This is a genomic window from Anaerolinea thermophila UNI-1 (assembly GCF_000199675.1).
GTDB classification, from domain to species: Bacteria; Chloroflexota; Anaerolineae; order Anaerolineales; family Anaerolineaceae; genus Anaerolinea; species Anaerolinea thermophila.
Map to the genome: position 1 here is coordinate 3,027,299 of NC_014960.1, position 24,923 is coordinate 3,052,221.

At 57.9% G+C, this 24,923-nt stretch carries 22 protein-coding genes and 1 tRNA gene; 4 read left to right on the forward strand and 19 right to left on the reverse strand.

Annotated features, from left to right (window positions below; genetic code table 11):
* The first annotated feature begins 22 nt into the window (after positions 1-22).
* From ANT_RS13670 to ANT_RS13680, 3 genes are read left to right on the forward strand one after another with little or no spacing between them, the layout of a single operon-like run.
* A complete protein-coding gene (locus ANT_RS13670; protein WP_013561117.1) occupies positions 23-358 on the forward strand; it encodes an STAS domain-containing protein in 336 nt (111 codons plus the stop codon).
* A 6-nt stretch (positions 359-364) separates the two neighbouring features.
* Positions 365-814, forward strand: coding sequence for an ATP-binding protein (locus ANT_RS13675; protein WP_013561118.1), 450 nt, complete (start codon positions 365-367; stop codon positions 812-814).
* Positions 811-4,662 carry a GAF domain-containing protein gene (locus ANT_RS13680; RefSeq protein WP_013561119.1) on the forward strand — a complete coding sequence of 1,284 codons (3,852 nt, stop codon included), beginning with the start codon at positions 811-813 and terminating at the stop codon, positions 4,660-4,662. Before ANT_RS13675 ends, ANT_RS13680 begins: the two co-directional genes overlap by 4 nt.
* Positions 4,663-4,689: 27 nt before the next feature.
* Here the strand turns inward: ANT_RS13680 and ANT_RS16860 are convergent, their stop codons facing one another.
* The 4 genes from ANT_RS16860 to ANT_RS17740 form a co-directional block, all read right to left on the reverse strand.
* A complete protein-coding gene (locus ANT_RS16860) occupies positions 4,690-5,154 on the reverse strand; it encodes a septum formation initiator family protein (protein WP_013561120.1) in 465 nt (154 codons plus the stop codon).
* Between the two features lie 61 nt (positions 5,155-5,215).
* Positions 5,216-5,299: transfer RNA gene (locus tag ANT_RS13690), tRNA-Leu, on the reverse strand.
* Between the two features lie 184 nt (positions 5,300-5,483).
* On the reverse strand, positions 5,484-5,822 hold the full coding sequence (locus tag ANT_RS17735) for a hypothetical protein (protein ID WP_013561121.1): 339 nt from the start codon (positions 5,820-5,822) through the stop codon (positions 5,484-5,486).
* A 99-nt stretch (positions 5,823-5,921) separates the two neighbouring features.
* Positions 5,922-6,281, reverse strand: a complete 360-nt coding sequence (locus ANT_RS17740) for an MBL fold metallo-hydrolase (protein ID WP_013561122.1) — start codon at positions 6,279-6,281, stop codon at positions 5,922-5,924.
* A 139-nt stretch (positions 6,282-6,420) separates the two neighbouring features.
* On the opposite strand from ANT_RS17740, the gene ANT_RS13700 reads away from it, so the two are divergent.
* Entirely contained in the window at positions 6,421-8,883 is a 2,463-nt protein-coding gene (locus tag ANT_RS13700; protein WP_013561123.1) for a putative bifunctional diguanylate cyclase/phosphodiesterase, read from the forward strand.
* Here the strand turns inward: ANT_RS13700 and ANT_RS13705 are convergent.
* From ANT_RS13705 to sqr, 15 genes are all read right to left on the reverse strand, one after another.
* Positions 8,870-10,075: a hypothetical protein gene (locus ANT_RS13705; protein WP_013561124.1), complete on the reverse strand. Its 1,206-nt coding sequence runs from the start codon at positions 10,073-10,075 to the stop codon at positions 8,870-8,872. The genes ANT_RS13700 and ANT_RS13705 overlap by 14 nt on opposite strands.
* Before the next feature lie 58 nt (positions 10,076-10,133).
* On the reverse strand, positions 10,134-12,956 hold the full coding sequence (locus ANT_RS13710; protein ID WP_013561125.1) for a DEAD/DEAH box helicase: 2,823 nt from the start codon (positions 12,954-12,956) through the stop codon (positions 10,134-10,136).
* Positions 12,956-14,881 (reverse strand): tetratricopeptide repeat protein, encoded by a 1,926-nt coding sequence (locus ANT_RS13715; RefSeq protein WP_013561126.1) that lies wholly within the window; start codon positions 14,879-14,881, stop codon positions 12,956-12,958. The genes ANT_RS13710 and ANT_RS13715 overlap by 1 nt, the downstream gene beginning before the upstream one ends.
* 98 nt (positions 14,882-14,979) lie before the next feature.
* Positions 14,980-15,552: a hypothetical protein gene (locus ANT_RS13720; RefSeq protein ID WP_013561127.1), complete on the reverse strand. Its 573-nt coding sequence runs from the start codon at positions 15,550-15,552 to the stop codon at positions 14,980-14,982.
* A 6-nt stretch (positions 15,553-15,558) separates the two neighbouring features.
* Positions 15,559-16,587 carry a homoserine dehydrogenase gene (locus ANT_RS13725; RefSeq protein WP_013561128.1) on the reverse strand — a complete coding sequence of 343 codons (1,029 nt, stop codon included), beginning with the start codon at positions 16,585-16,587 and terminating at the stop codon, positions 15,559-15,561.
* 70 nt (positions 16,588-16,657) lie between these two features.
* The gene (locus tag ANT_RS13730; RefSeq protein ID WP_041455058.1) at positions 16,658-17,377 is read right to left on the reverse strand and encodes an SCO1664 family protein; all 720 of its coding nucleotides are present in this window, start codon (positions 17,375-17,377) and stop codon (positions 16,658-16,660) included.
* A gap of 69 nt (positions 17,378-17,446) precedes the next feature.
* Positions 17,447-17,965, reverse strand: coding sequence for a PQQ-binding-like beta-propeller repeat protein (locus ANT_RS13735; RefSeq protein WP_013561130.1), 519 nt, complete (start codon positions 17,963-17,965; stop codon positions 17,447-17,449).
* 145 nt (positions 17,966-18,110) lie between these two features.
* Complete coding sequence (locus ANT_RS13740; protein WP_013561131.1) at positions 18,111-18,491, reverse strand: succinate dehydrogenase/fumarate reductase transmembrane subunit; 381 nt, start codon at positions 18,489-18,491, stop codon at positions 18,111-18,113.
* A gap of 10 nt (positions 18,492-18,501) precedes the next feature.
* Positions 18,502-18,894 (reverse strand): succinate dehydrogenase/fumarate reductase transmembrane subunit, encoded by a 393-nt coding sequence (locus ANT_RS13745; RefSeq protein ID WP_013561132.1) that lies wholly within the window; start codon positions 18,892-18,894, stop codon positions 18,502-18,504.
* Positions 18,895-18,911: 17 nt separating this feature from the next.
* A complete protein-coding gene (locus tag ANT_RS13750; protein WP_013561133.1) occupies positions 18,912-19,661 on the reverse strand; it encodes a succinate dehydrogenase/fumarate reductase iron-sulfur subunit in 750 nt (249 codons plus the stop codon).
* Between the two features lie 16 nt (positions 19,662-19,677).
* Positions 19,678-20,838: an FAD-dependent oxidoreductase gene (locus ANT_RS13755; RefSeq protein ID WP_013561134.1), complete on the reverse strand. Its 1,161-nt coding sequence runs from the start codon at positions 20,836-20,838 to the stop codon at positions 19,678-19,680.
* A gap of 68 nt (positions 20,839-20,906) precedes the next feature.
* Complete coding sequence (gene glpK / locus ANT_RS13760) at positions 20,907-22,394, reverse strand: glycerol kinase GlpK (protein ID WP_013561135.1); 1,488 nt, start codon at positions 22,392-22,394, stop codon at positions 20,907-20,909.
* Between the two features lie 337 nt (positions 22,395-22,731).
* Complete coding sequence (locus tag ANT_RS13765) at positions 22,732-23,232, reverse strand: DsrE/DsrF/DrsH-like family protein (protein WP_155818165.1); 501 nt, start codon at positions 23,230-23,232, stop codon at positions 22,732-22,734.
* A 74-nt stretch (positions 23,233-23,306) separates the two neighbouring features.
* Positions 23,307-23,624 carry a TusE/DsrC/DsvC family sulfur relay protein gene (locus tag ANT_RS13770; protein WP_013561137.1) on the reverse strand — a complete coding sequence of 106 codons (318 nt, stop codon included), beginning with the start codon at positions 23,622-23,624 and terminating at the stop codon, positions 23,307-23,309.
* Positions 23,625-23,654: 30 nt separating this feature from the next.
* Positions 23,655-24,920, reverse strand: coding sequence for a type III sulfide quinone reductase, selenoprotein subtype (sqr, locus tag ANT_RS13775; RefSeq protein ID WP_013561138.1), 1,266 nt, complete (start codon positions 24,918-24,920; stop codon positions 23,655-23,657).
* Positions 24,921-24,923: the final 3 nt, after the last annotated feature.

A 24,923-nucleotide genomic window follows, 5' to 3' on the forward strand; every position in this document is an offset into this window, starting at 1 on the left:
CCACAATGGAACGGAGGTTTTCATGGAGATTGAGCATACTCAGTACAAGCACTGCGATCTGGTCAAAGCCCGAGGGCGCATTGACAGTTACACCGCGCCGCAACTGAGCGAAGCCCTGAACAAAATTACCGAGAGCGGGCGATACAAAATCGCTCTGGATTTAAGTGGGGTGGAATTTATGTCCAGCGCTGGACTGCGGGCGCTGATCAACACCCAGAAAGTGTGCAAGCGCTACAATCGCGGTGAACTGGTGCTGGTGAGCGTTCCGGAAAACATCCGCGCCGCGCTGGACCTGGCAGGCTTCATCCCTCTCTTCAAGATCTACGACGATGTAGTCACAGCGATAGGAAATCTCTAACCGTCTGTGTCTGCACATCCGATTCAACGTCGGTTTCCAGGGCGTTACGCCAGTCTCGCGGAAATTGGAGAATTTGTCCGCGGGGAAGCCCGGCGGGCAGGCTTCAGTGAGTTCAACATCTACACCATTGAAATGGCAGTGGATGAAGCCTGCTCGAATATTATCGAACATGCCTATCAGGGAGAAGACAAAGGTGAGATTCTCCTGACCGTATCTGCCGACGAGAAAGGGCTGACCGTAGTAATGGAAGATTACGGTCAGCCTTTTGATCCCCGCACCGTCCCCCCGCCCGACCCCAACGCCCCACTGGAAGAACAACGGGAACACGGCTGGGGGTTGTATATCATCCAGCAATGGATGGATGAAGTACATTTCGAATTTACGCCCACCGGTAATCGCCTGACACTGGTCAAATACCGTCATGCTCCCGCGCGGGAAGCCTCAAAAAAGCCATGAATTTTCCAACGGGTGAGATGATGGTGAAGATTCCTCACTGGAAAGCCTTTGCTAGCCTCAGTGAAGAGATCATTGCACTGGGGGAAATCCAAGCCCAGCATCAGCGCATTGACCGCGCTGCGGCAGAGTTCTTCGGCGCCCGCGCTACGTTGTGGCTGTCTTCCCCTGCTTACCCGTTGCCAGGAGAGAAAGAAGAAATTCCTACCCTGCCCGACGCTCCCGCTCCCGACCTGGTGCAACGCGCCCATCTGGAACGGACTGTCCTCTACGGGCTGGATGCATATGCCACCGATTCCGCCGGAGTAAACACTGCCCGCGCCGCGGCGCTCCCCTTGATTGCCAACCACACGCTGCTGGGGGTGTTACAGGTGGAACGAAGTCAGGGTGAGCCGTTTTCTGCAGAAGAGCAAGCCCGGATGGAAGACTTTGCCGCGCACCTCGCTGCAGCCCTAGAAATTTCCCGGCAGGAACGCCTGAAAGCCTGGCGACTTCAGCAGTTGGAACTGGTGCGCCAGGTGAGTGCGCAGGTTGCCAGTGTGCTTAACCTGGATGAATTATGCCGGCGGGTCACCTACCTGATTCGTGAGACCTTCAATTATTACTATGTAGCCCTCTTCAGTTTTGAGCCTTCTCAGCAAACTTTACATTTTCGGGCTGATGCTTCCCTTTATGACACCCATCCATTTTCCCCGGGGTACACCATCCATTCCGGCGAAGGGTTGATTGGCACCTGCGCACAGAAGCAAACGCAGATCATTGCGCCGGACGTACTTGCCAGCCCGCATTACCGCCCCATTGACCTGCTCCCTGAAACCCTTTCGGAAGCCTGTTTTCCCCTTAAAGTGGAAAACGAACTTTTAGGCGTGCTGGATGTGCAAAGCGACCTGTACGACGCCTTCAACGAGACGGATATCCTGGTGCTGAATGCTCTGGCAGATAACATCGCCATTGCCATGCAGGCGGCGCGTCTGTACACCGGTCTGGAACAGCGGGTACAGGAAATTTCCTCGGTGTTCGAGATCAGCCACGCGCTGAACTCCATCCTGGAACTGGATCAACTGCTGGATGAGGTGGTCAGACTGATTCAGCGGCGTTTCGGCTATCCGCATGTCTCGATTTTTACCGTACATCCTGGCAGAAGGCTGGTGATTTTTCAGGCAGGGAGCGGAGAACGCAGTGCTTCGATGCGCGAACAGGGCTTTGCCTATCCACTGGATGCGGAACAGGGCATCATCTCATGGGTGGCGCGCACCGGTAAAACCCTGCTGGCAAATGACGTAACCCGTGAACCGCTGTATTTGCCCTCGCCCCTGCCACCGGAAAACACAGGCTCGGAACTTGCCATTCCCGTACGCCTTGGGGATGAGGTGCTGGCAGTACTGGATCTGCAAAGCGATGCAAAGAACGCCTTTAGCGAGCAACACGTACACCTGTTTGAAGCCATTGCTGCCAGCATCGCTATTGCCTATCGCAACGCTACCCTGTACCGCTCGGAAAAGTGGCGGCGGCAGGTGGCAGAAAGTTTTCGTGATATCGCTTACCAGATTTCCAGCGAGGTGAACCTGCCGGAATTACTGGATAACATCCTGACCCGCCTGGAGCAAAACCTGCCCTGTGACGCCTCTGCCATCTTCCTCATCGAAGACGAAATGGAAGACTCCATTGGCACTTCGATCCACCCGCTGAAACTGGCAGCCCTGCATGGAGCCGAACCGGCACGCATCGAGCAGGTGCTACGCGAGCATCCCGAAGTCCAGGATCGCCTGAAATCTCTGCTGGATCAGGTAGAGCCCTACATCCGCACACCGGGTGAGCCTTACGGCCCCCTGGGTTATGCGCTTAACCTGCCCGAAGATTACTCGTCCATCGTTGCCCCCTTAAGGGTGGGAAACAAACCCCTGGGATTACTCGTCCTGGTTCACAGCACCTTTGGACGCTACGGAAGCGAAGCCCGCAGCATGACAGCCACATTTGCCGGGTATGCCGCGGTAGCCATTCAAAATTCGCGTTTGTATCTGGAAGCCCAGCAAGAAGCCCTGATCTCTACCATGCTCTTGCAGGTCGCTGAAGTCAGCCAGAGCATCCTCTCCATGGATGATTTGCTAGAAACCATGCTGAGGTTAACGCGCTTGCTGGTGGGAGTGCGCAAATGCGCCTTCCTGTTTAAGGAAGAAGATGAGTCCTACTTTACCCTGCGCGCCTGGCATGGCTTTGAGATTCCCGAAGGCGCCGCCGTGCGCCTTCCTGCCAGCGTACCTGCACTGATGCAGTTGAACGAGAGCCGTGCCCCTCTGTTCCTGAACGACCCGGCAAACGATTTGGGCTTGCCCGAGGCAGGATTGCCCGAGGGCAATGGAGCGCTTCTTATGCTTCCTCTGCTGGTCCGCGGGGATTTAATCGGCGCGTATCTGGTCACCCTGCAAACCCAGCGCAAAGAGATGGGAGAGCACGCCTTCGATCCCAAGTCACTGGCAATTCTGCAGGGCATTGCTCACCAAACTTCCATTGCGGTGGAAAATTTGCGCCTGCTGGAAGCCCGTCAGGAAGAAGCCTATGTCACAGCAGTCCTCTTGCAAGCAGCGCAGGCAATAGTCTCGGCAAGTTCTCTGGAAGACCTGCTGGATTCGGTGGTTCACCTTTTGCCCATCCTTGTAGGCATTGATATTTGTTTGATTTACCTTTGGGATGCGGAAGGGCAAACCTTCCGTCCTGCCGCCGTGCACGGCGAAAACCGGGCACAGGAACGTTCCCTGCGCAGTGAACACTACCCCTATGGCGAACATCGCCTGCTGGATGCCCTGCTGGTAACTGGTATGGTGCATGTCGTGCCACTGCCAACCGATGAAGTGGTTGATGTTGAAGACTGGGCACTGTTGCGTGCTTACCCGCTGGAGCCGGGCGCATCCATAGCCGACCTGCCACAAGGCGATTGGCTGTTAGGCTTCCCGCTGACGGTACGGGGCAAAGTGCTGGGAGCATTGCTGGCACGCGAGCACACCACCTCTTTGCGGGTGCGAGAGCGGCGGCTGGAAATCATTCACGGCATTGCCCGCCAGACCAGCCTTGCCATTCAAAACGAAGTCCTGCGACGGGAAATGGTGCAGAACGAGCGCATGGAACAGGAAATTCGTCTGGCACGCCAGATTCAGGAAACCTTCCTGCCCAGCAACCTGCCCTCGCCGGAAGGCTGGGAAATTGATGTGCGCTGGGAGACCGCACGCACCGTAGGCGGGGATTTCTACGATTGCTTCATGCTGGATGAGCACCGCATTGGGCTGGTAGTGGCAGACGTTTCGGACAAAGGCTTGCCCGCCGCGCTGTACATGACGGTGACCCGCACGCTGATTCGCTCCCATCAAAGCGAACGGGAAGATCCGGCAAAAGTGCTGAAAGAGGTCAACGCCCTGTTGTTCAGCGAGTCGCCCGAGTCCATGTTCATCACCGCCGTGTACGCCATTCTGGACACTCGCAACGGGCAGGTCATTTACGCCAATGCCGGGCACAATCGTCCACTGGTGTACCGTCAAGCCAGCCAAACAGTAGAAGAAACTGCCAAAGGGGGGATGGCGCTGGGCGTCCTGCCTGACCTGGAACTGGAAAACCACACTTTGGAACTGGAAGCGGGCGACGCCATGCTGATGTTTACCGACGGCGCTTTCGATACCCTTTCGCCCAGTGGCGAGGATTTTGGGGAAGAACGTCTGCGCGCAGCCTTCCGCAGTGCCGGGAACTTACCTGCCATCGGGATTCTGGCGCTGGTAGATCGTGCTTTAACCGAATTCCGGCAGGGAGCACCCCTCAGCGATGACATCACCCTGCTGGTGGTGCGCCGCACCCCGCAGGAATAAATCCACTTTTTTCCAGACAAGAAGAAGTTAATCCCCAAAAAACAATGCCCACCACACTTCCCAGTTTTGCGGGGGCGGTTGCGGGGTGGGGAATCCCAGCGGGGTGGGGGTGGGTTTACCAACCGGGGTGAGCGGCACAACCAGCACATCGCCCTCGCGAATCATGCGGCGATCGCGGGCGAACTCTTCCACCGCGGCTTCCGAGGTGATATAGGCTTTACGGGTTTCCAGCGCCTGCACGGTGGCGGTCAGTTGCATGACCTGCGTGCTGAGTTGATCGCGCTGAGTGGTCAGGCGGATGTTCTGACTGATGCGCTGATTCAGACTAGCAAAGACCAGCGCCAGCAAGAGAAGCACCACAACAAGGATGATCTGCTGGCGCAGGCGCGAATCCATCCAGGGGCGAGGTTTCCCATCCGGGGGCCTTCGCTGAAGAAAGGACAGGTTCAAGCGGGGCAACAAAAAACGGGCGCGGCGTTTCCGTTCAGGCATATCTTTATTATAACCCGTAATGGTGACGGGAATGAAAAAACCCCGCAATTGCGGGGTCGAGTGCCGAAGGTGGGATTTGAACCCACATGAGAGTGCTCTCACTACGCCCTGAACGTAGCGCGTCTGCCAATTCCGCCACTTCGGCTTACCTGTCTTGTATTTTAACGCAAACCGGGGATTTGTCAAGGAAGGGTTGAGAAAAAAAGCGGCAAGCCCACCAATCCCCATATCGAAGCCGCGGGCTAAGCCGATCTCCAAGCCTGTCGAGGATGCCGAAGCCTGCGCACACTCCCTGCAAGCATTCGCCTCGACAGGCTCGACGAACGAGGTTATGTCGTTGCGAGCGCGAAACACTTTCCCATGTCTGGCGGGGTGGTGAGTCTTTGATGAGGTGGCTTCGAGATTCCGCTCTCTTCAGAGGCTTGCCCCAACACACCGCCCCACTTATGGGATTGACATACCCCCTGGTGGCAACCTGTCAATATCCCAAACCGGTCCATGCGCCGGGCGCCGCGCTCGCGCAGCATTTTCCAGGTTGCCAACGCCGTCGGATTATCGAAAGCATACGGCTCCAGCGGGAGATCACCGGTAAACACCGAGCCATCGTCCAGGAAAAGCGAGACGCTCTTTAGCACTGGGGGTAACTTACCGTAGTATGCTTCAAACACCGAGCCATCGTCCAGGAAAAGCGAGACGCAGCGATCGGTATGTCCCGGCGTGTAGAGAATCTCCCCGGCAATGCCAATCTCTGCCAGAAGTGCACGGCTTTACGCTGCCGTGATCACCACATTGCCTTCATCAGTAATCTCCACGTAATGGTCCTGCGGTTTCATCCACATCTTCATCAACGGGATGGCTGACACCTGCACGTCCAGCACCAGCAAAGGCACGCCTTCGCGCTTCAGTTCCTCGGCAAGCCCGGCGTGATCCATATGATAATGCGTTGCCATGGCATAGCGAATCTCATTCAGGGCCATGCCCATCTTTTTGAGATTGGTTTTCATCATTCCAAGCGTGCCGGGCCAGCCAATATCCACCAGGAAACGCGATCTTCCCGCGCTGATGACCCAGTAATGGGTAGAACGGTAACCCACATCCACAATGGTGAATAAACTTGAAGATCTCATGTAGCCCCTCGTGCCGTCAAAAAACTTATTATACTGTTGTATAAGTTGTAATGTATCTGTTAGGGGTAAATTTTTATAATCCCTGCTACAATGAAGTACAGAACAAGGCGCTCATTCATCGGGGACATTCGAGCCACACATGCCAACCCATTTGCTTTACCTCAAGGATGCCAGTCCGCTCGCTGGAACCATTCAACGCCAGTTGAGCCGAACCCAACTGTACGAGTTGCATCCGGTGCGCTCGCTACAGGAAGCCCTGCACAGCGCTCGAAAAGTCTCGCCAGCACTGGTGCTGTGGAAAGCAACCCCCGCCGACCCAATCGCCCTCATCAGTCACCGCCTTAAGGAAACCATTCGTGCCCCCATTCTCGTATTGCTGGAAAAACCCCACAGCGAAATCCTTGAAGGTATCCTGATTGCTCAGGGATTGCGCGGGATAGAAATCCCCACTACCACCGTGCAACTGGTAGCTCAAATCGAGACCCTGCTGAGTCGCCATGAAATCCTCAACCAGCAACGCCAGAACGAAGCCTACTTTCGTCTCTTGCTGGAAAATTCGCTGGAAGTCATCTTTGTACTGGATGCCGACTACCGCATCCGCTTTGCCAGTCCCTCTTTGCGGCTGACACTGGGCTATCCGCCTGACCAGGTCTTCCAGCGCAATTTCCTGGAATGGCTTCATCCGGAAGACGCCCCTCAGGCAAAAGACACCCTGCAATGGGCCGTCGAACACCCAGAATCCATTCAGGCATTGCGGGTGCGCCTGCAACATCTGGACGGCTCATGGCACATCTTCGAGGTCTTCAGCAAGAGCCGTTTGCAGGATGAACAAATTAAGGGCATTATCCTCAACTCCCGTGATATCACCGAACAGCAACTGGTGTACAACGCCCTGCGCGAAAGCCAGGAACGATTCATGCTGGCAACCCTGGCAGCCAACGATGGCATCTGGGACTGGAACATCAAGTCAGGGCGGGTGTACTACTCTCCCCGCTGGAAAGAGATTCTGGGCTTTACCGAAGGGGAAATCGGTCACCGCATGGAAGACTGGTACGCCCGCATCCTGCCGGAAGACCTGGACAGTTTCCAGAGTGCCCTGAATTCGCTCTTGAGCGGCGCAACCTCGCGGTTAGAATGTGAAATTCGCATGGTGCTTAAAGACGGCGGCACCGTCTGGGTGCTGGTGCGCGGGCTCGCCATGCGCAATCGAGAAGGCGAAGCCTACCGTATCGCCGGTTCAATGTCCGATATCACCGAGCGCAAGCAAGCCATCGAACAGTTGACCCGCGCGGCTTTGTACGACACTCTCACTGGCTTGCCCAACCGTACTCTACTACTGGATCGCCTGGGCATGGCCATTGAGCGCAGTCGTCGCGCCGGCGGCACCTTTGGCGCGGTCCTCTTCCTTGACCTGGACCAGTTCAAAGTCGTCAATGACAGTCTGGGACACCCCGCTGGAGATGAAATGCTCATTCAAGTGGGACACCGTCTGCAAAAATGCCTGCGTGCCAGCGATACCCTGGCGCGCTTCGGCGGCGATGAGTTTGTCATTCTGCTGGAAAGCGTCTCTTCCCGCCGGGATGTGCTGCAGGTAGCCGACCGCGTACAGCACGCCCTCAGTGAGCCGTTTGAGATTGCCGGCAGAAAAGTGTTCACCACTGTGAGCATGGGCATTGTCATCGGGCTGAAGCAGTACAACACTCGCGAGGAAGTCCTGCAGGATGCCGATATTGCCATGTACCGCGCCAAATCCTCCGGCAAAGCCCGTTACGTGATTTTCGACGCTACGATGCGCAAACGCGCCATTAACCGCCTCTCGCTGGAGATGGATTTACGCCATGCCATTGAACAAAATCACCTTTATCTGGTGTATCAGCCCATCCTCGAATTGCAGAGCGGCGCGTTAATCGGCTTCGAGGCGCTGGCGCGCTGGCAACATCCCGAGCACGGCTTAATTCTGCCCGCCGATTTCATCCCCATTGCCGAGGAAACCAGTTTGATACGCGAAGTGGGCAGGTGGGTGCTCCGCGAAGCCTGCCGTCAATTTGCCCCGATTTTTTACCAGACGAAGCATATCCGCCCCCTGGTCATCAGCATCAACGTGTCCAGCCGCCAGATTACCGAAAGTGGTTTTGTGGAGTACATCCGCGAGACGCTGGAAGGGTATCGCCTGCCTCCCACCTGTCTGAAACTGGAAATCACCGAAAGCGCGCTGATCGAATCGGTTGATATTGCCCGCCATGTCTTTCATCAATTGCGCCAGATGGGGGTGGACATCCATGTAGACGATTTTGGCACCGGGTACTCTTCGCTCAGTTACATTCACCGCCTGCCGGTGGATGTGATTAAGATTGACCAGGCATTTGTGCAGAAACTGGGGGAAGACGAGCAAAGTCTGGAAATCACCCGCTCCATCTTACACATGGCGCGCAGTCTGGGCATCAAAACCGTGGCAGAAGGCATCGAATCCCAACAGCAATATCTCTTCCTGCAACAAATGGCGTGCGAATACGGGCAGGGGTATTTCCTCTCCCAGCCTATGACCATTGCTCAAGTGGAAGACTTTCTGAAATCTCTCAAAGACACGCCTAGCGCTGAATAAAAGGCAGATACACCTGTCGGGTACAGGAAAGGATGATGGGCAAGTCCTGCCAGACAGGCGGCGCGCCGTACAAGGGCGAAAATCCTTCCTTACAGCCGTTTTTAACTACACGAATATAGTAACACCCGCGCTCCAACTGCAAAGAGAGTGTGCCATCCCGAACGGTAAACCCCGGATTGAAAAAGGGCGGCTCGGCGCGCGCCGGGCTGAGCAGGGGATTTTCCATTTCTGCTATCGCACGCAGGTCCATATCCACAGGCGGAAGGCTTTCCCACCCCGAGACAGGACACCCCATCCCTTCGCCGGGAGCAAATCCGGGAAGCCGGTACACTTCCACCTGCGCCGATGCCAGGGGTTGATGCGCAGTATCCATCACCCGCAGAGCAGGCTGATGCCGGTACGGGCAGAAGAGCACCCGGCGCGCCCGTTGTCCCCCCTCCAGCAGAATCTCTGCCTGGACGCAGTTGTGCTCCCAGTGATAAGGGGAACGCAGGCTGACGGGAGAGATGTTGCCCTCAAATTTCCCTTCACCCTGTAGGGTAAGCGAAAAGGTCTGTCCGCCCTGAAGCAGATTCACCTCCAGGCACTGCCCGGCAGAAAGGCACGTCACCTGTACCCAAAGGCTATCCTCCCCGGGCAAAAGCGGCAAGGATGGCGGTTCGGTCTCCACGGGTGCATACACAGCGCTGACCTGCCATTCCATGAGCGGCGCCGGGGCATCGAAAAGCACAGGCGCGGCTTCTTCCTGCACCACCGTCAGGTAACCGGAAGCGGTTTGTTCCTCCACCCGCCACTCGCCGCTGAAAATACCTCCACGATGGGCCGCATCCACCTGCACCCACAAATTGGCACTGAGAGAAGTACCGGCAGAAATTGTGCGCGTCATCTGCCAGAGCAGGCGCGTGCGCCCATTTTCCAGCGTGGATTGAGGACTGCCACTCAAAAAACCACCCCAGGCAATCAGGGTGGTCCCTTCCGGCAGAAGGAAAGACGGATTACGGAAAATAACACCGGTCGAGGCAGGATTTTCCACCCATAGAGTGTACGTTAATACCCCTCCCTGTTGCGGGTAGCGCGATGAAGGTGCAGAACGCAGCACCAGCACGGTGGACATCTGCGCATGGGCGGGAAGATTTCCCACACCCAACATCAACCCCAGACACAGGAATAGACCAAGCCAGCGTGCTCGCACTGCACACCTCCAGAGAGTTGATTCTCTTGGCAAAAGAGCAGAGGAAAACCTCGAAGGGTTATCCAATCCAGGAAAGCAAACCCTCCCGCAGGGCTTCAACGCTCTCCAGCACAGAGATATTTGGCGGCAGGGCAATTTGTGCCATTGCCAGCCGATGAACCAGCAGAGAAAAATCGGGGGGTGGCAACATCTCACCCATCTCCGCGGAGAGTTGAACCGTTTCCAGTGGCGCGGGTTCGATGGTTTGCGTCTGCGGGTCATACCAGCCAATTTGGGATTCGCCGGGAATTTCCGCCACATCAATCACCTGGGGCATGCTCGAGGCGGCACTCCCCGCCATGGATGCCGGCACCCCCTCATAGCACAGGTTTCCCCCAAAGGTCACTAACCGCTGGACGAGAAATTCCTCGTGAGTGCGCATGAGCAAGCCTTTACTGCCGGGCAACAAAACACGTTCCCTACCGGGCGGTGTGACAACCTGGCGATGCTCCAGATATAATCTTTGTGCAGGCATCAGCCAGGTTTCAGCGGTCATCTCCGCCAGTGCCTGGCGAGTGGTCTTCAAATCTTCTGGCAGGGCTGAGTCTGCAGTTAACAGGCAGGCTTCCAGGAAAACCTGCGGGAGCACCTCAGGCATCAGCAGGCGTGAGGACAGGCGCAGACTGCCGTAAACCTGATCATACAATGCCAGGAAGGGCTGTCCCGGGTGGATATACGGACTCAACGCATGGCGAAAGGTGTCGGCACTGAAACCGATTTCCTGGCGTTCCACAGGCAAAACCACAAAAAAGGCTTCATAGAGCCAGCCCGCCAGCGCCTGAAGATTCACACCTTCCTGCTGAAGGGCAGGATGGGTGAGCAAAACCCCGCTGGTGAAGTAATTGTGGCTGAAGAAGGGCTGGTCATGGCTGAAGCCCAGTTCTCTGGGGAGCGGGTAGGGGTAGAAGGTCTCTTTACCGCCACGCTGTTCGTACAGTCCATTAATAGACTCGCGCACCATGGTCTGCGCCTCAAGGGCAATCAGCCTGCCGCGCTGTTGGGCTTGCATAACGCCCTCCGGCGTCAGACGGGGAAACAGGGCTTCAGGAAGGCGTCCGGGGCGGGTGGTGTAATTCTTCTCACGGCGCACCTGTACGGTATGCTGTTTGATGTTGACCTTCACTACCCGATAGGGCACCGAGGCGTAATAGTACACCGCCCCCGGGTAGGCTTCGCGCATTAACTGGCTGAACGAGAGCGAGCCCAGTGAAGCAGAGGTAGGTCCCTGGGCGCGTTCCACCTTAAATTGACTGCCCACTTCCCGCAGGGGAAAGACGTAGTTGGGGCGGTCTTTACCTTCATTCTTCATGCTGAGCAGTTCGCGCGGGGTGTTGCCGGTGTATTCCGCGCGGCACAGTTCCATAAAGCCGGGGGGCCATTCAATCACGCTGTTGAAGGTATCCGAGGTGCGGTGGGTTGCCAGCAGGACCTGAGCATGCTCCCCACCCGGACGCGCCAGACACAGGGCGTGAATGTACTGCATATACGGATTTTCCAGGTACAGCGTGCTTTCGGCAAATGGACGGTTGAAGAGGGACGGCGGATCAGCAAACACCAGATGATCCACCACGTCTCCGCCATGCACCAGAATCACCGTGCCAGGTTTATGGCGTCCAATGCGCCCAATGCGCTGTTGCAGGCTGGTCGCCGAATCGGGGACGCCGATCAACACACACAAATCCAGATGAGGAATATCCAGCCCCAATTCCAGCGCGCTGGTGCTGATCACCCCTTTAAGGTTGCCTGAAGACAGGCGTTCCTGAATGAAAGCACGGTCATGCTCTTCGTACCCCGCGCGGTACGGTAATACCTGCAACTGCTCCAGTACCGCCCGCGCCGCACTCAGGCTTTCCTCCTCTTCTACTACATCTTCTTCTTTGTCCTTCCCTTTTTCTTTGCCTTCTTTCCCTGTTTTGGCTTCTTCGCGGTGCATGCGGGAAAGCAGAGAGGAAATCAGTTCCACCTGCTTGCGGCTGTTGACAAAGGCAATGAAGCGCGAATCGGTTTGTTGCGCCAGATGATGGAGCAAATCTACCACAGGCTCCAGCGAGCGTGTGGCAGGGGGGTGGGCAAACAGCACTTCCAGCGGATAACGCGGTGAGGTATCCAGTTCGGGACCCACCACGCGAAACGGCACCCCGAGCAACGCCTGGAGATGTTCCTGCGGGCGCGCCATGGTCGCCGAAGCGGCGATGAAGCGCGGGTGCGAATCCAGCAACCCCATCAGGTGACGCAGACGGCGGAAGAGGAAGGCACTGTTGGAGCCAAACACTCCCGAATAGGTGTGCACTTCGTCAATCACCATCAGACGCACGCGCCGCAGGAAGCGAATCACTGCGGGCTGATTGAGGTTGGAAAGCAACCAGGCGTGCAAAATATCGGGAGTGAAGATGAGCAAACGCGACTTTTCCAGAATGCCCAGCCGCAGGGCAGGCGCCACGTTACCGTCAATGCGTCCAACCGAGACATCCATCCCCGCCAGTTGGAAGGCTTGCTCCCAACGGTCTTTCTGCTCGTTGCCCAGGGCTTTCATCGGGTAGATTGCCATGACACAGGCGGCGGAGTCACGTGTCAGGCAGTCCAGCGCGGCGCTTTGAAACACCAGGCTCTTCCCCGACGCCGTGCCGGTGGTCAGGCACACTGATTCTCCCTTGAGATAAGCGCTCAGGGCAATTTTCTGATGCTGAAAAATCCCCTGCGGATAAGCCCGGCGCAGGAAAGTCAGCACCGTAGGCGCAAACTCCAGGTCGTCAAAGGGAAAGCGCTGGGCTTCACGCCCTGGCACTTCCATGCGATGACGAATTTCCCAACCATGTTGGGGAAAGAAGTCCAGATGCTCCATTAAGTTAACTTTACACCAGATTCAGGATTCGACCCGCTGGAAAGGTCAGCCAATTCGTTGCGAATGGACTGAATGCGCGGATGGTGCGGCGGCAAGAACTGCTGAAGGATACTCAATGCACGCAGATAAGCCGAACGGGCGCGCTCAATCTCCCCCATGGCACGGTAACGCGCCGCCACCACCGCCAGTCGCGAACCCACGCGGGCATGGTCGGGACCCCAGCCCTGCTCTTCGATGCGCACGGCTTGCTGATAGGCTTCCAGTGCGGCGGTGTTCTCCCCCAGGGATTGCAAAACGATGCCCAGGTTGGTCTGCACATTCGCCAGTTCGGTGGGCTGATCCTGCATGCTCATAGCGGCAAGGTAGAGGGCTTCTTCGAGTGTTTGGCGGGCTTCTTCCAGCCTGCCCTGCTGATACAGCACCAGTCCCAAACTGTTCAACCGGCTGGCAAGGCGGGCATCGTGGGCATCCAGCGCATGGCGCTCAATCTCCAGGGCTTTCCGGAGCATGGCTTCGGCTTGAGCCAGGTCACCACGGGCAGAATCGATGCGGGCAAGGCTGGCATAACGCAGGGCAATGTCGGGATGGCTCTCCCCCAGTGTCTTCAGGTCAATGGTGAGAGCGCGCTCCAGCGCCAGGCGTGCACCGTCCAGGTCGCCGCTTTGACGGAGCACCTCGCCCAGGTTGTGCACAAGGGCTGCCACCGTGGGATGCTCGCGTCCCAGGGCTTGCTCCACCACCCGCACGGCATGATCCAGCGAGAGGCGCGCCGCCATCCACTTTCCCTGCATTTGCATGATGGCACCCATGTTGCCAAAAACCATGCCCACGCGCACATCACCAGTCCCAAAGTTTTTCTGCAGGTTGACCATGGCTTGCTGAAAAGCGTTCAGGGCATCATCCAGACGATTCATGCGGTGCAGGATGTGCCCCAGATTATTCCACATCGTCCCAACCAGAGGGTGATCCTTGCCAAAGGCATCGGCAAAAATCTCCAGGGCTTGCTGAGTGGCTTGCCGCGCCTCGATGAGGGCATTGCGCACCCGCAGAATCTCGCCAAGATGAGCCAGGTCGCGCCCTACAGCAGGGTGACGCTCGCCATAACAGGCACGGTCCATACTCAGAGCGCGCTCAACCAGGTCGCGGGCTTCGTGAATCCGCCCCATCTCCAGGAGCGTTCCCGAAAGTTCCACAGCGTCGCGGGCCGTGGCAGGATGCTCCGCTCCGCGCCAGCGCTCATCCAGCGCCAGCGCGCGCCGATGGGCTTGCTCCGCTTCGACAAGGCGATTCATATCACGGAGCACCGTACCGTAATTCAACCACACGGTTGCCAGCAAAGCATCCTTTTCCGGTATGGCGCTTTGCGCCAAAGCCAGGGCTTGCTCCGCCCACGGCAGGGCTTCTTCGAGCTTACCCTGTTCCAGCGCCAGCAATGTCAGCCCATCCAGATCGCGAATCACCGCACGCGGCGTGCCATTCTGCCGGTCTTCAACGAGGGCTTGCTCCAGCAAAGGGCGGGCATCGGCAAACAAGCCCAGTTCACGGAGCAAATTTCCCAACGAGAAGCGTGCTTCCGCCGAGGGGAACAAATCCACGGCTCGCTCCAGCGCATTGCGGGCGGGATCGAATGCGGCACAGGATTGAAAGAGCAAACCCACACCCATCCACAGCGCACCTGCCATGAGCGGGTCGGCGGATTCCAGTTTCTCGGCGGCATCTTCTAGTAAAGTTACTTCTTCACACAGGGAAGCCGGCGGCAGAGACTCCAGCATCTGACGCACCAGGGCGACTACCAGACGCCAGCGCATTCGCTCGCCTGGTTCTTCCCACGTCAGAGAAAGTTGATTTGCCAGGGACTGCTGATCGGAAAGGGCAAGCGTGCCCTTCAACAGGGCGTGCATAGTCTCATGCGCATGCATTTCCATAGAAGTATTCTCTCACATTTTCGGCACAGGACAAAATAAAAGATGGGATGTTTTCGAGAACATCCCATCGCAACCAATCAGGCAAATTCTGAAAGCCCTTAAAGCGCTTCAATCAGGGTTGCCAGCCCGCTCCACCTGTCGCGGGAAAGCAAAATCACAGGTTGAGATGACTGCTTTACCTGCGCCAAGCCGCGCAAAATTCCCCTTACCAACCCTTCTGCAGGGGAAACAGACAAAACCTCACCTGCCGAAACGTCTTCTCCGAGCCAGGCTTGCGCACGCTGACGGACAACCACTTCGAGAGCATCGGGCAAGCCTCCTCCCAGCGGAGTCAGGCGGGCATGCGGCGGGAGATTCCAGCGACCTACAGCCTGCGGCGAACCCAGCAGGAACGCCGCCGCCCCGTGAGCGCTCCCCTCCAGAAAAAGACACAAATCCACCTCACCCTCGCGCAGAGAGCGCAGTACCGCATGCAGTGCCAGATGCGCCTGCGGAAATCCAGCCCCCCAAAGGTAATGCGGAATGGTCTCCAGCCCCTCGGGATGCATCTCAACCAGCCAGTGGACTGCCTGAAGCCAGGCAGGACGGGCAAAAGTCTGTTTCAACGCCCCCTCCCATGCCTCCCGGAGAGAGGATGCTTCCGCCCAGCCGAACAGATAGGCTTCGCTCATCGCGGTTCAGGCTCCCCGCATGGCGTTGATGAAATCCGCCAGCAAGCCATAGGCGGTCGTCTCGGGTCCGGGGTCGCTTTCCACAATTCCCAACCCCGGCAGGACGTCCATTTCGAACATCACAAAGGAACTGGAACCGCTGATGCTGTACAGCGGTGAGTCCGGCGAAACGCGCTGAGGCGCTACCTTTCCCAATACACGGTCGCCCTCACGGCGGGCAGTGCAGACCAGTTTCCAGCGTTCGCCGGCGGCGCGGGCTTCAGCGATCATCTGCGGGGTAATGCCACGGATGCCGGTGCGGTCCACATCCTGCGGGGTAAGCGGCACGCCCATCAGCACGGTGGAGAGCGCCGCCACCTTGATGGAAGCATCCCAGCCGTCAATATCGCCGCTGGGATCGGTCTCCGCCAGCCCCAAATCCTGCGTAATTTTGACGGCTTCGTCAAAGGTTTTACCATTTTCCATCAGTTCCAGAATCAGGTTGGTGGTGGAGTTGAGGATGCCGCGAAAACCGCGCAGTTCGGCGGCGGGGAGCGGTCCGCGGAAGAGAGAGAAAATAGGCGCGCCGTCCATCACCGCCGATTCGAACAGGAAACGCCTGCCCACCCGCTCTGCCAGCGCCTTGAGGGAAGCATAGCCGTGCACCACCGGACCCTTGTTCGCCGTAATGGCGTGCATGCCCTGCTCCAGCGCCGTGCGCAGGTGATCAATGGCGGGCTGTCCGTTGACCACATTAACGGGAGTATTTTCAAACAGCACATCGCCGGGACAGGCGCGGATGAACTCCACTCCAGTGGAAGGTACAGGCACGGTGGAAAGTTCGTCCAGCCGTGCGCCGCTTTCCACCAGGCTCAGGGCGCGCTCCACGTCCAGCCCTTCAGGGTTAATGCACCCACCACGTCTGCCGGTGAGAATACCGTTCACCTGAAAGGTGATACCATAGTCTCGCGCCAGCGTCTCGCGCTTGCGCATCAGCAGACGCGCCAGCGCCCTGCCCACATTGCCAAACCCCACCAGAACCAGACGAACATGCATGCGTACACCTCCAAACAGGGAATTGATTGTCCCCGATTATAGCCCAAAGAAGGAAAAAAAGAGTAAACCCTTACACGGGGGGCCAGGGATAGGGACGGCGGGTGGACGGTGGGGATGGAAAGACTTTTTCCTGAAGCAACCGCTTGCCCCGCCTGAGCAGGGCGCGAATCTCGGCGCGGCTGAGGTGCTCCCCCAGCGAAGCGCTCAGGTCTTCATCCGTTTCCAGGCGCTGGACAAAAGCCTGAAGATCTGCCAGCAGGTCTTCAGGAATGGGTTCTCCGGCAAAATCCCATACCACCGTGCGCAGTTTTTCTTCCACGTGAAAACACAAGCCCTGGTCAATCAGCCAGATGTGCCCCTGCGCGTCCATGAGGATATGCCCACCCTTGCGGTCGGCGTTATTGGTAAGCAGGTCAAAGAGCGCCACCGGGCGCAGACGTTGTTTTTCTTCCGGGGTAAAGTGGAAAAAATGATGTTCGGGGTCATGCTCGACAAACCACTGCACCGAACCCGCCCCCAACGGCGCACGGCGGCGGTACACCGTAGGCGGCACCAGATCCCAGCCCAGCGCTTCGCTGACCAGATAGGCGGCAACCTCGCGATGCGCCAGCGTGCGCTCGGGGAAGTCCCATAAGGGTTGTTCGCCGCGCACCGGTTTGTACACGGCGGGATAGTCCTCGTCCTGCCAGTGAACGACTACCAGGAAGGTGTAATTGGAGCCAGCCAGGAACTGCCCTTCCACCTTCATCTCGCCTTCGCTCAGCAGGGTGAGAATCGCTTGCTTATCCATTTCTGAATTGATTGTAGTATACCAGCAGGGATAAAGGACGGACATAGAGCGGTAGAGGGTTTAAGACGGCTAAGGCGAGCCTACCGCCAGAATGCCCTCTGAAGAATAGAGGTAGATGCGCCCATCCGCACCGACAAAATAAAAGTCCATAGGACCGGGCGTCTGGCTAAAAAGCATCTCGCCAGTTTGGGCATCGATGACAAATTCCTGGAAGAACAGGAAGCGCTCATCGCGGCTGAGGCGCGGCAGAGGATTAATGATTGAATACGTGGGCAGGTTAATGCGCCAGCGCAAGCCGCCCTGCGCATCCACTGCCAGCAGGCTGGCACTGATGGGATAGCAGGCTGTACCATCCGATGCTATCACTGCCCCCGAAAGCGCCTTCGACTTACTTTGCTGGAGATTCACCCGCCAGAGCAGTTTTCCATCGGCAAAAAGCGCGGCGGTGACGTAGCGCGCCCCCAGTTCATCGGAAAGCAGTCCGCCGGTGACGCGTGCAATCTGCACCATCGGGCGCAAACTGAGGGCAAGGAAGGGCAGAATCCACTCGGTTTCCCAGCTGTATCCGCCGACCGGCAAGCACGGCATAAACAAATCCGCCGGCGTGCGCTGTCAGCAGGATGACGAGCAAAAGCAACAGCCGGCGGAAGAGAAAGCGGGTCATGCAAGCCTCAATGATTCATACGCGAGCGGGAGCAGAGAATCACAACGGCGGGAAACATCCCCCGCCAGCCTACCCGCCCCAGCCGGTGACCCGTATCAACAGCCAGATACCGTAAACGCTGGCAGTCACGCCGATCAGAATCAACATCCCATCCACGCCGCGCAGGACGCGGGGAGATGGGCGCAAATCCAGCAGGATGGAACGCACCCCCAGCAGGGAATGCGCCACCACAAAAATCAGGAAAAAGCCTTCCATAATCGGTACAATGGGGTAATTCTGGTAATACGCCACTACCTCGGCATGGCTGAGCAAGCCGTTAGGCGCCCAGTAATGATTCACCAGAAAGTGCAAGATGAGGATAAGCAGAATCAGCACCCCGCTGAAGATTTTGACCGCCCAGAGCAGTGCGCCTTCGCCGGGTTTGGGAGCAGAAAGGGGAGCGTTTGTCATCTTAACCTCCTCAATGGATGCTGAGCATGCGGATGGCGAAGAACAGCGACCCTGCCGCGGTCAACAGCACCACGCCGATGAGCAGAGCGCGCTGATAGCGCACCGCCACGCCAAAACTGGTCAGGGCAATACGGATGCCGTTCAAGCCGTGGTACAGTCCGGCAATGATGACCAGCAGTTCGCCAAAGAGGATGAGCGGTTGTTTGGCAGTAGCGATAAAGGCATCGAACGACTCGGGTCCCTGTGCCAGTTTGCCCAGCATGACCAGATGCAGGTAGAGGTACACGGTCAGCCCGATGGCGCTGATGCGGTTAATGATGAAGCCCCAGCCACCCACCTGCCTGCCGCGCGGGTCAAACCAGTCCAGCACGCCGCGGGAATGCAATTTCTTGGGTTCGTTCATGAGCCTGTCCTCCCGAATTAACCTTTTCCAAACAGGGCTTTGATGCGCTGTGCCACCACCTGACGGCGCAAATCCATGATGCGCCAGCCGGGCTGGACGTTGGACGGGCAAACCGCTGTACACTCATAGGCACTGTGACAGCGCCATACCCCCTCGGCGCAGTCCACCACGCCAAGCAAATCGGGGTTTTGGGCAACGCCCTGCAATTGCGCACCTGCCAGCGCCGCCGGACCCAGATACGTCGGGTCAGTACCTGCCACCGGACAGGCGCTCACGCACAAGCCGCACTCAATGCAGTCGGCAAGGCGGTAAAACTCGCCTTCGTCTTCGGGCTGAGGGACTTCGCGCGGCGGGCGGATGCCCCCGCCCTCCAGAGGCGCGGCGTCCAGCGGATGCACCGCCGGAGCCTGCACGGCATCCATGGCGCGGTACAGCCGGCTCATATCCACCGCCAGGTCACTGACCACGGGGAAATTGCGTAGAGGCTCAACACGCACCGTGCCGCCGTTGCGGGTGACCTCACGGATGGGGGTGATGCAGGTCAGGCGCTCCACCCCATTGACGCGCATCCCGCAGGCGCCGCAGGTGGAATGGTGACAGGCATGGGCAAACACCAGCGAGCGGTCGTGAAAAGCCCAGATACGTTCCACCGCATCCAGAACGTACTCATCGGGGCTTACTTCCAGTGTAAAAGTATCGTACCGCGCAGGCTGTTCATCCTTCTTGCGGTACACGGTAAAGGTTACAGTCCACTTTTCATCACTCATTGTGCGCTCCGCGATTTTACTGGTAAAACTTGCGGTAGGAAAGCAGAGGGGTCTCTGCCGTGCGGCAGGGGACCTCGATGCCGAATTTGCGGCAAACCACGTCCACCGTCTTTTCCGCCATCAGGCGCAGGGTGGTGGCTTTGCCGCCGGTGATGGTCACCAGCCCTTCAATGCCGTCAGTTTCGGCGTGATCGTAGGCTTTGAAAGTGCGCGAGATGCTCCGACCGGGGGCGGTAGCGCCAATCAGCGGGCGGGTTGCCATGTAAGCGCCGCGCTCGCGGGTCTGCCGCAGGGCAGGGATGAGCGCCGCGCCGCGCTCCATCATCAGCGCCACGTGATCCTCGTACACGGGGACGTAATCGGGGTCTTCGATGGTAAACGAAGTCGTGCCGACCACCATCATGCGCCGCTGAGGCAGGACAATATCGCCATCGCCGGGTTCGTTAAGCAGGTTGATGGCGCGTTGAGTCAGGCGTTTATCGTAAGCCACCATCACCCCGGGGGTTGGCGTGATGGGCACCTGCACGCCCGCCATGGCAGTAATCTGCCCCACCCAGGCGCCAGTGGCGTTGATGACCACCTCGGCAGGCAGGTGAAAGCGCTGATCGGCGGCGCGGTTCCAGGCTTTGACGCCGCAAACGTTGCCGCGCCCGTCGCGGAGCAGGTCCACCACGTCGGTGTACAGGTAGAACTGCGCTCCCCCGGCTTTGGCTGAAGCGGCAAACGCCAGCGCCAGGCGCAGGGGGTCAAAGGTGGCATCGGGAACGGTAAAGGCTGTCAGCAGGCGGGGATTGAGGTTGGGTTCCAGGCGCAGGACTTCCTGCGGGGTCAACTCGCGGATGGGAATCCCGCAGGCGGCGCATCCTTCGATAAATTTCTCGCGGTAGGCTAAATCCTCTTCCTGCACGGCAACGAACAGCCCGCCGTTTGGCTCAATGGCATCGGGGACAATGCGCCGCAGGATGAGGTTTTCCTGAATGCACTCAATGGCTGATTCCTGGTCATTCACGGCGTAGCGCGCGCCCGAATGGAGCAATCCGTGCGTGCGCCCGGATGTGCCGTTGGCAATGGGACCGCGCTCCACCACGCTGACCCGAAAGCCGCGCTGGGTCAAATCCCAGGCGATGGCAACACCGGTAAATCCCGCGCCGATGACAATGGCATGCGGTTTGGTCATACACGTTCTCCTGTGAGGGTGGTCTTACCGCCCAATTGTACTCTTTTTCACAAACTGCCGGGCAAAAATCACCCTTCTACCCAGCCAAAGGTGCGCTCCACGGCTTTCTTCCAGCCCGCGTACAGTTTCTCGCGCAGTTCGGGACTCATCTGCGGATGCCATTCGGTATCCTTGCCCCAGTTGGCGCGCAGTTCGTCAAAGGTCTCCCAGAAGCCCACCGCCAGCCCGGCGGCATAAGCCGCGCCCAGCGAGGTGGTCTCGGCAACCTTGGGGCGGATGACCGGCACGCCGAGGATATCTGCCTGGAACTGCATGAGCAGTTGGTTGTACACCATACCGCCGTCCACCTTGAGTGCGGTGAGGGTGATGCCCGAGTCGCGGTTCATGGCGTCCAGCACCTCGCGGGTTTGGTAAGCGGTGGCTTCCAGCGCGGCGCGAGCAATGTGACCGCGGTTGATGTAGCGGGTCAACCCGACAATGATGCCGCGGGCGTCACTGCGCCAGTAGGGGGCAAACAAGCCGGAGAACGCCGGGACGAAGTAAATCCCGCCGTTATCCTCAACGGTGCGCGCCAGCCCTTCAATGTCGCGGGAATTTTCGATCATCTTCAGATTGTCGCGCAGCCACTGCACCAGCGCGCCGGTGATGGCAATCGAACCTTCCAGGGCGTACACCGCCGGGGCATTACCGATTTTGTAGCCCAGGGTGGTGAGCAGTCCGCTCTGGCTGGGAACAGGTGTGGTGCCGGTATTCAGCAACATGAAACAGCCCGTGCCGTAGGTGTTCTTGGCTTCGCCGGGGTCGTAACAGGCTTGCCCAAAGAGCGCCGCCTGCTGATCGCCCAGATCGCCCGCTACCGGCACACCTTCCAGCGCACCGCGGGCGTAACCGTACACCTCGGACGAGGAGCGAATCTGCGGCAGGATGGCGCGGGGGATGCCGAGCAGGTCGAGCAGTTCATCGTCCCAGTCCAGCGTTTGCAGGTTCATCAGCAGGGTGCGCGAGGCGTTGGTCACGTCGGTGACATGCACACCGCCGGTCAGATTCCAGATGATCCAGGTGTCCATTGTGCCGAACAGAATTTCGCCACGCTCGGCGCGTTCGCGCACCCCGGGAACGTTCTCCAGAATCCAGCGGATTTTGGGGCCGGAGAAATAGGTCGCCAGGGGCAGTCCGGTCTTGGGGCGCAGGCGGTCCTGCCCGCCCTCCGCCGCCAGGTCGTTGCAGATTTTATCGGTGCGGGTGTCCTGCCAGACGATGGCGTTGTACACCGGTTTGCCGGTGGCTTTTTCCCACAACAGGGTGGTCTCGCGCTGATTGGTGATGCCCACGGCGGCAATCTCTTTGGGGGAGATGCCGCTCTTGCGCAGTGCGCCCTCGATGACTTCCTGGGTGCGCTCCCAAATTTCCAGCGGGTTATGCTCCACCCAGCCGGGTTTGGGATAAATCTGCTCGTGTTCTTTTTGGTCCATTGCCACCACCTGCCCGTGATGGTCAAAAATCATAAAGCGGGTGCTGGTCGTGCCCTGATCCAACGCGGCGGCGTACTTTGCCATAGTCAAGCCTCCCGATATGAGATGCAAATGGTTGAAGGGTGAGTTCTGCATTCATTTTACAATCATTTGGCGGGGGGAATGGGAAGAAAAAATCATCTTTCGGCAGTTTAAAACGTCCTGATTTCTCGGCTCAGCCAATACCCATCGCGCCTTTCGACAGGCTCAGGGCAAAAAAGCACCGGGAAGGCGCAAAGGACGCGAAGAAGATGAGGGCGTGCCCCTCGACAGGCTCGGCGAATGCTTATGGAACATAGAAAGCGCAATGTCCCTTAAGAAAAAAAGCAACCTCCCCTCTGGGGAGGTTGCTTTCCTTAAGAACAATGCACTGCAAATTCTTCTAAATGAAGATAATCTGCGCGCCTTCGGTCATGTCCATGAAATCACCGGCGGTGACGATATCTTCAACACCGTCAATAAAGTCTTCCTTCTTCAAGCCCATCATGTCCACCGACATCTTACAAGCGTACAGTTTGGCGCCGCCATCCACCAGCATTTCCAGGTACTCACGCACCGGTGGTACACCCAGTGCTTTCATTTTGTCCTTCATCAGTTTGGTGGTTAAGGCGGTCATGCCGGGCAGAACCCCCACCAGATTGGGAATACCCAAGTTGCCGGGAATGCCCATCATGCTCATCTTCATGCTGGTATTGGCAACCGGTGCCAGTTCCAGATGATCCACGCGGTGTTTGTTGATGAGATCCAGACCCCAGAAGGTGAAGAAGATGGTCACGTCAATGCCGTTGCCCAGCGCCGCCCAGCCCATCACCAGGGCAGGGTAAGCCATGTCCAGGTCACCCTTGGAACAAATGAAAGCAATCTTGCGAGTTTCTTCAGCCATGCTCATTCCTCCGAAAAATGAGAATTAGAAAAATGGGGATGGGGTCACCCCCGACACCCATCCCCCCGAATCAACTAGACGCAGCCTTCGGGTTTACCCAGCCCGGAAATGCGCGCGACCTTCTTGGCGGGACCCTTGGGGAAGAGGGCAAATAAATCCTTGGTAGAAAGCCCGGTGCCGGTGGTAATCTGGCGCAGGGTGGGGGCTTTGCCACTGCTCAACCCTGTCTGGCGGCAGAAATCAATCACCTTCCAGTGCTGTTCGGTGAGTTCGGCAATGCCTTCTTCTTTCGCCAGTTCCACGGCGATTTCTTTCGTCCATTCAGCCGGGTTGGTCATGAAGCCTTCATCGTTGACCTGAACGGTCTTGCCCGCAATTGTGCGTGTTGCCATACGAAAATCCTCCTCAAATAAAGTTCCAAATCATGCGGCGAAAGCGCCGCCGTTTTCCCAGTTCACTTTTTCCTTGCCCACCATGCTCATTTGAGCCGGCAGGAAGGGAATGGGCAGTCCTTTCATCAGGATATTCCAGTACATCCAGCGGAAGCCCAGTTTGCCCCAGTGATTGATGACCGACTCTTTGAGCAGAGAGAAGGGTCCAATGAGCGGCAGGGGGTACTTGCCGGGCAGAGGTTCGGTAGTGTAGTTGAAGTCAATCAGCATGCCCTTGCCGTACCCGGTTTCGACAAAGCAGTTGGCATGACCGTCAAAGAGCGGTTCGAGTTCCTTGCCCTGAATGTAGCGCGGGAAGTTCTCCGCCAGCGTATCCACCTCGTAGTGCGCGGTCGCCCCGGCTTTGGAAGCGGGGACGTTGGTGGCATCGCCCAGTACGAAGATGTTGTCGTAGCCTTCGGCAAGCAGGGTGTGCTTGTTGGTCGGCACGTAGTTGAGTTCATCGCCCAAGCCGGAACGCCCGATAACCTCAGCGCCCTTGTTAAGCGGAATGCTCACCAGCAGGTCAAACTCCACCTCGCGCTCGTCGTAAGAGACCAGTTTCTTCGCATCCGGGTTGACTTCCATGAGCATGAATTCCGGCTCTACCCGAATACGGCGTTTCTCAAGCATATCGCCCAGCATGCGAGAGGCAATGGGTTTGGTGAACGCGCCGGGAAGCGGGGTAGCGTAAATCAGTTCCACACGGTCACGCATGCCGCGCTGGGTAAAGTACCAGTCGGCGAGGAAGAGGAACTCCAGCGGAGCCACGGGGCATTTGATGGGATTTTCCACCACATTGACCACCAGACGCCCGCCCTTCCAGTTACGCAGAGCCCCGGCAAGCGCCACCGCCCCTTCCAGAGAGTAGAAGGTGTGGATGGACTTGCCCCACTCATGCTCCGCCAGACCGGGGGTTTCTTCGGGGTGAATATCCGTGCCGGTGGCGATGATCAGGTAATCATAGGAAAGGGTCTCGCCGTTGGCAAGTCGCACCTTGTTTTGCGAAGGCAGGATTTCTTCCACGGCGGTCTGAAGCAGTTTGCCGCCGCGCGGGATAAACGCCTTCTTGGGTTTCACGGCGTCTTTTTCCTGATATACCCCAAAGGGGATGAAGAGAAAGCCAGGCTGATAGTAATGCACCGGATTGGGATCTACCAGCGTAATTTCCCATTCGCTGGTATTGAGAATGCGGCTCAATCGATTTGCCGCCATCGTCCCGGCAGTGCCGGCGCCCAGAATGACCAGTTTCTTCATAGA

What these genes read in the sequence shown, in the direction of transcription:
- ANT_RS13670 (WP_013561117.1), top strand. Translation starts at nt 23, where the DNA reads ATGGAGATTGAGCATACTCAGTACAAGCACTGCGATCTGGTCAAAGCC.
- ANT_RS13680 (WP_013561119.1), top strand. Translation starts at nt 811, where the DNA reads ATGAATTTTCCAACGGGTGAGATGATGGTGAAGATTCCTCACTGGAAA.
- ANT_RS16860 (WP_013561120.1), bottom strand. Translation starts at nt 5,154, where the DNA reads ATGCCTGAACGGAAACGCCGCGCCCGTTTTTTGTTGCCCCGCTTGAAC.
- ANT_RS17740 (WP_013561122.1), bottom strand. Translation starts at nt 6,281, where the DNA reads ATGAGATCTTCAAGTTTATTCACCATTGTGGATGTGGGTTACCGTTCT.
- ANT_RS13700 (WP_013561123.1), top strand. Translation starts at nt 6,421, where the DNA reads ATGCCAACCCATTTGCTTTACCTCAAGGATGCCAGTCCGCTCGCTGGA.
- ANT_RS13710 (WP_013561125.1), bottom strand. Translation starts at nt 12,956, where the DNA reads ATGGAGCATCTGGACTTCTTTCCCCAACATGGTTGGGAAATTCGTCAT.
- ANT_RS13715 (WP_013561126.1), bottom strand. Translation starts at nt 14,881, where the DNA reads ATGGAAATGCATGCGCATGAGACTATGCACGCCCTGTTGAAGGGCACG.
- ANT_RS13720 (WP_013561127.1), bottom strand. Translation starts at nt 15,552, where the DNA reads ATGAGCGAAGCCTATCTGTTCGGCTGGGCGGAAGCATCCTCTCTCCGG.
- ANT_RS13725 (WP_013561128.1), bottom strand. Translation starts at nt 16,587, where the DNA reads ATGCATGTTCGTCTGGTTCTGGTGGGGTTTGGCAATGTGGGCAGGGCG.
- ANT_RS13730 (WP_041455058.1), bottom strand. Translation starts at nt 17,377, where the DNA reads ATGGATAAGCAAGCGATTCTCACCCTGCTGAGCGAAGGCGAGATGAAG.
- ANT_RS13735 (WP_013561130.1), bottom strand. Translation starts at nt 17,965, where the DNA reads ATGCCGTGCTTGCCGGTCGGCGGATACAGCTGGGAAACCGAGTGGATT.
- ANT_RS13740 (WP_013561131.1), bottom strand. Translation starts at nt 18,491, where the DNA reads ATGACAAACGCTCCCCTTTCTGCTCCCAAACCCGGCGAAGGCGCACTG.
- ANT_RS13745 (WP_013561132.1), bottom strand. Translation starts at nt 18,894, where the DNA reads ATGAACGAACCCAAGAAATTGCATTCCCGCGGCGTGCTGGACTGGTTT.
- ANT_RS13750 (WP_013561133.1), bottom strand. Translation starts at nt 19,661, where the DNA reads ATGAGTGATGAAAAGTGGACTGTAACCTTTACCGTGTACCGCAAGAAG.
- ANT_RS13755 (WP_013561134.1), bottom strand. Translation starts at nt 20,838, where the DNA reads ATGACCAAACCGCATGCCATTGTCATCGGCGCGGGATTTACCGGTGTT.
- glpK (WP_013561135.1), bottom strand. Translation starts at nt 22,394, where the DNA reads ATGGCAAAGTACGCCGCCGCGTTGGATCAGGGCACGACCAGCACCCGC.
- ANT_RS13765 (WP_155818165.1), bottom strand. Translation starts at nt 23,232, where the DNA reads ATGGCTGAAGAAACTCGCAAGATTGCTTTCATTTGTTCCAAGGGTGAC.
- ANT_RS13770 (WP_013561137.1), bottom strand. Translation starts at nt 23,624, where the DNA reads ATGGCAACACGCACAATTGCGGGCAAGACCGTTCAGGTCAACGATGAA.
- sqr (WP_013561138.1), bottom strand. Translation starts at nt 24,920, where the DNA reads ATGAAGAAACTGGTCATTCTGGGCGCCGGCACTGCCGGGACGATGGCG.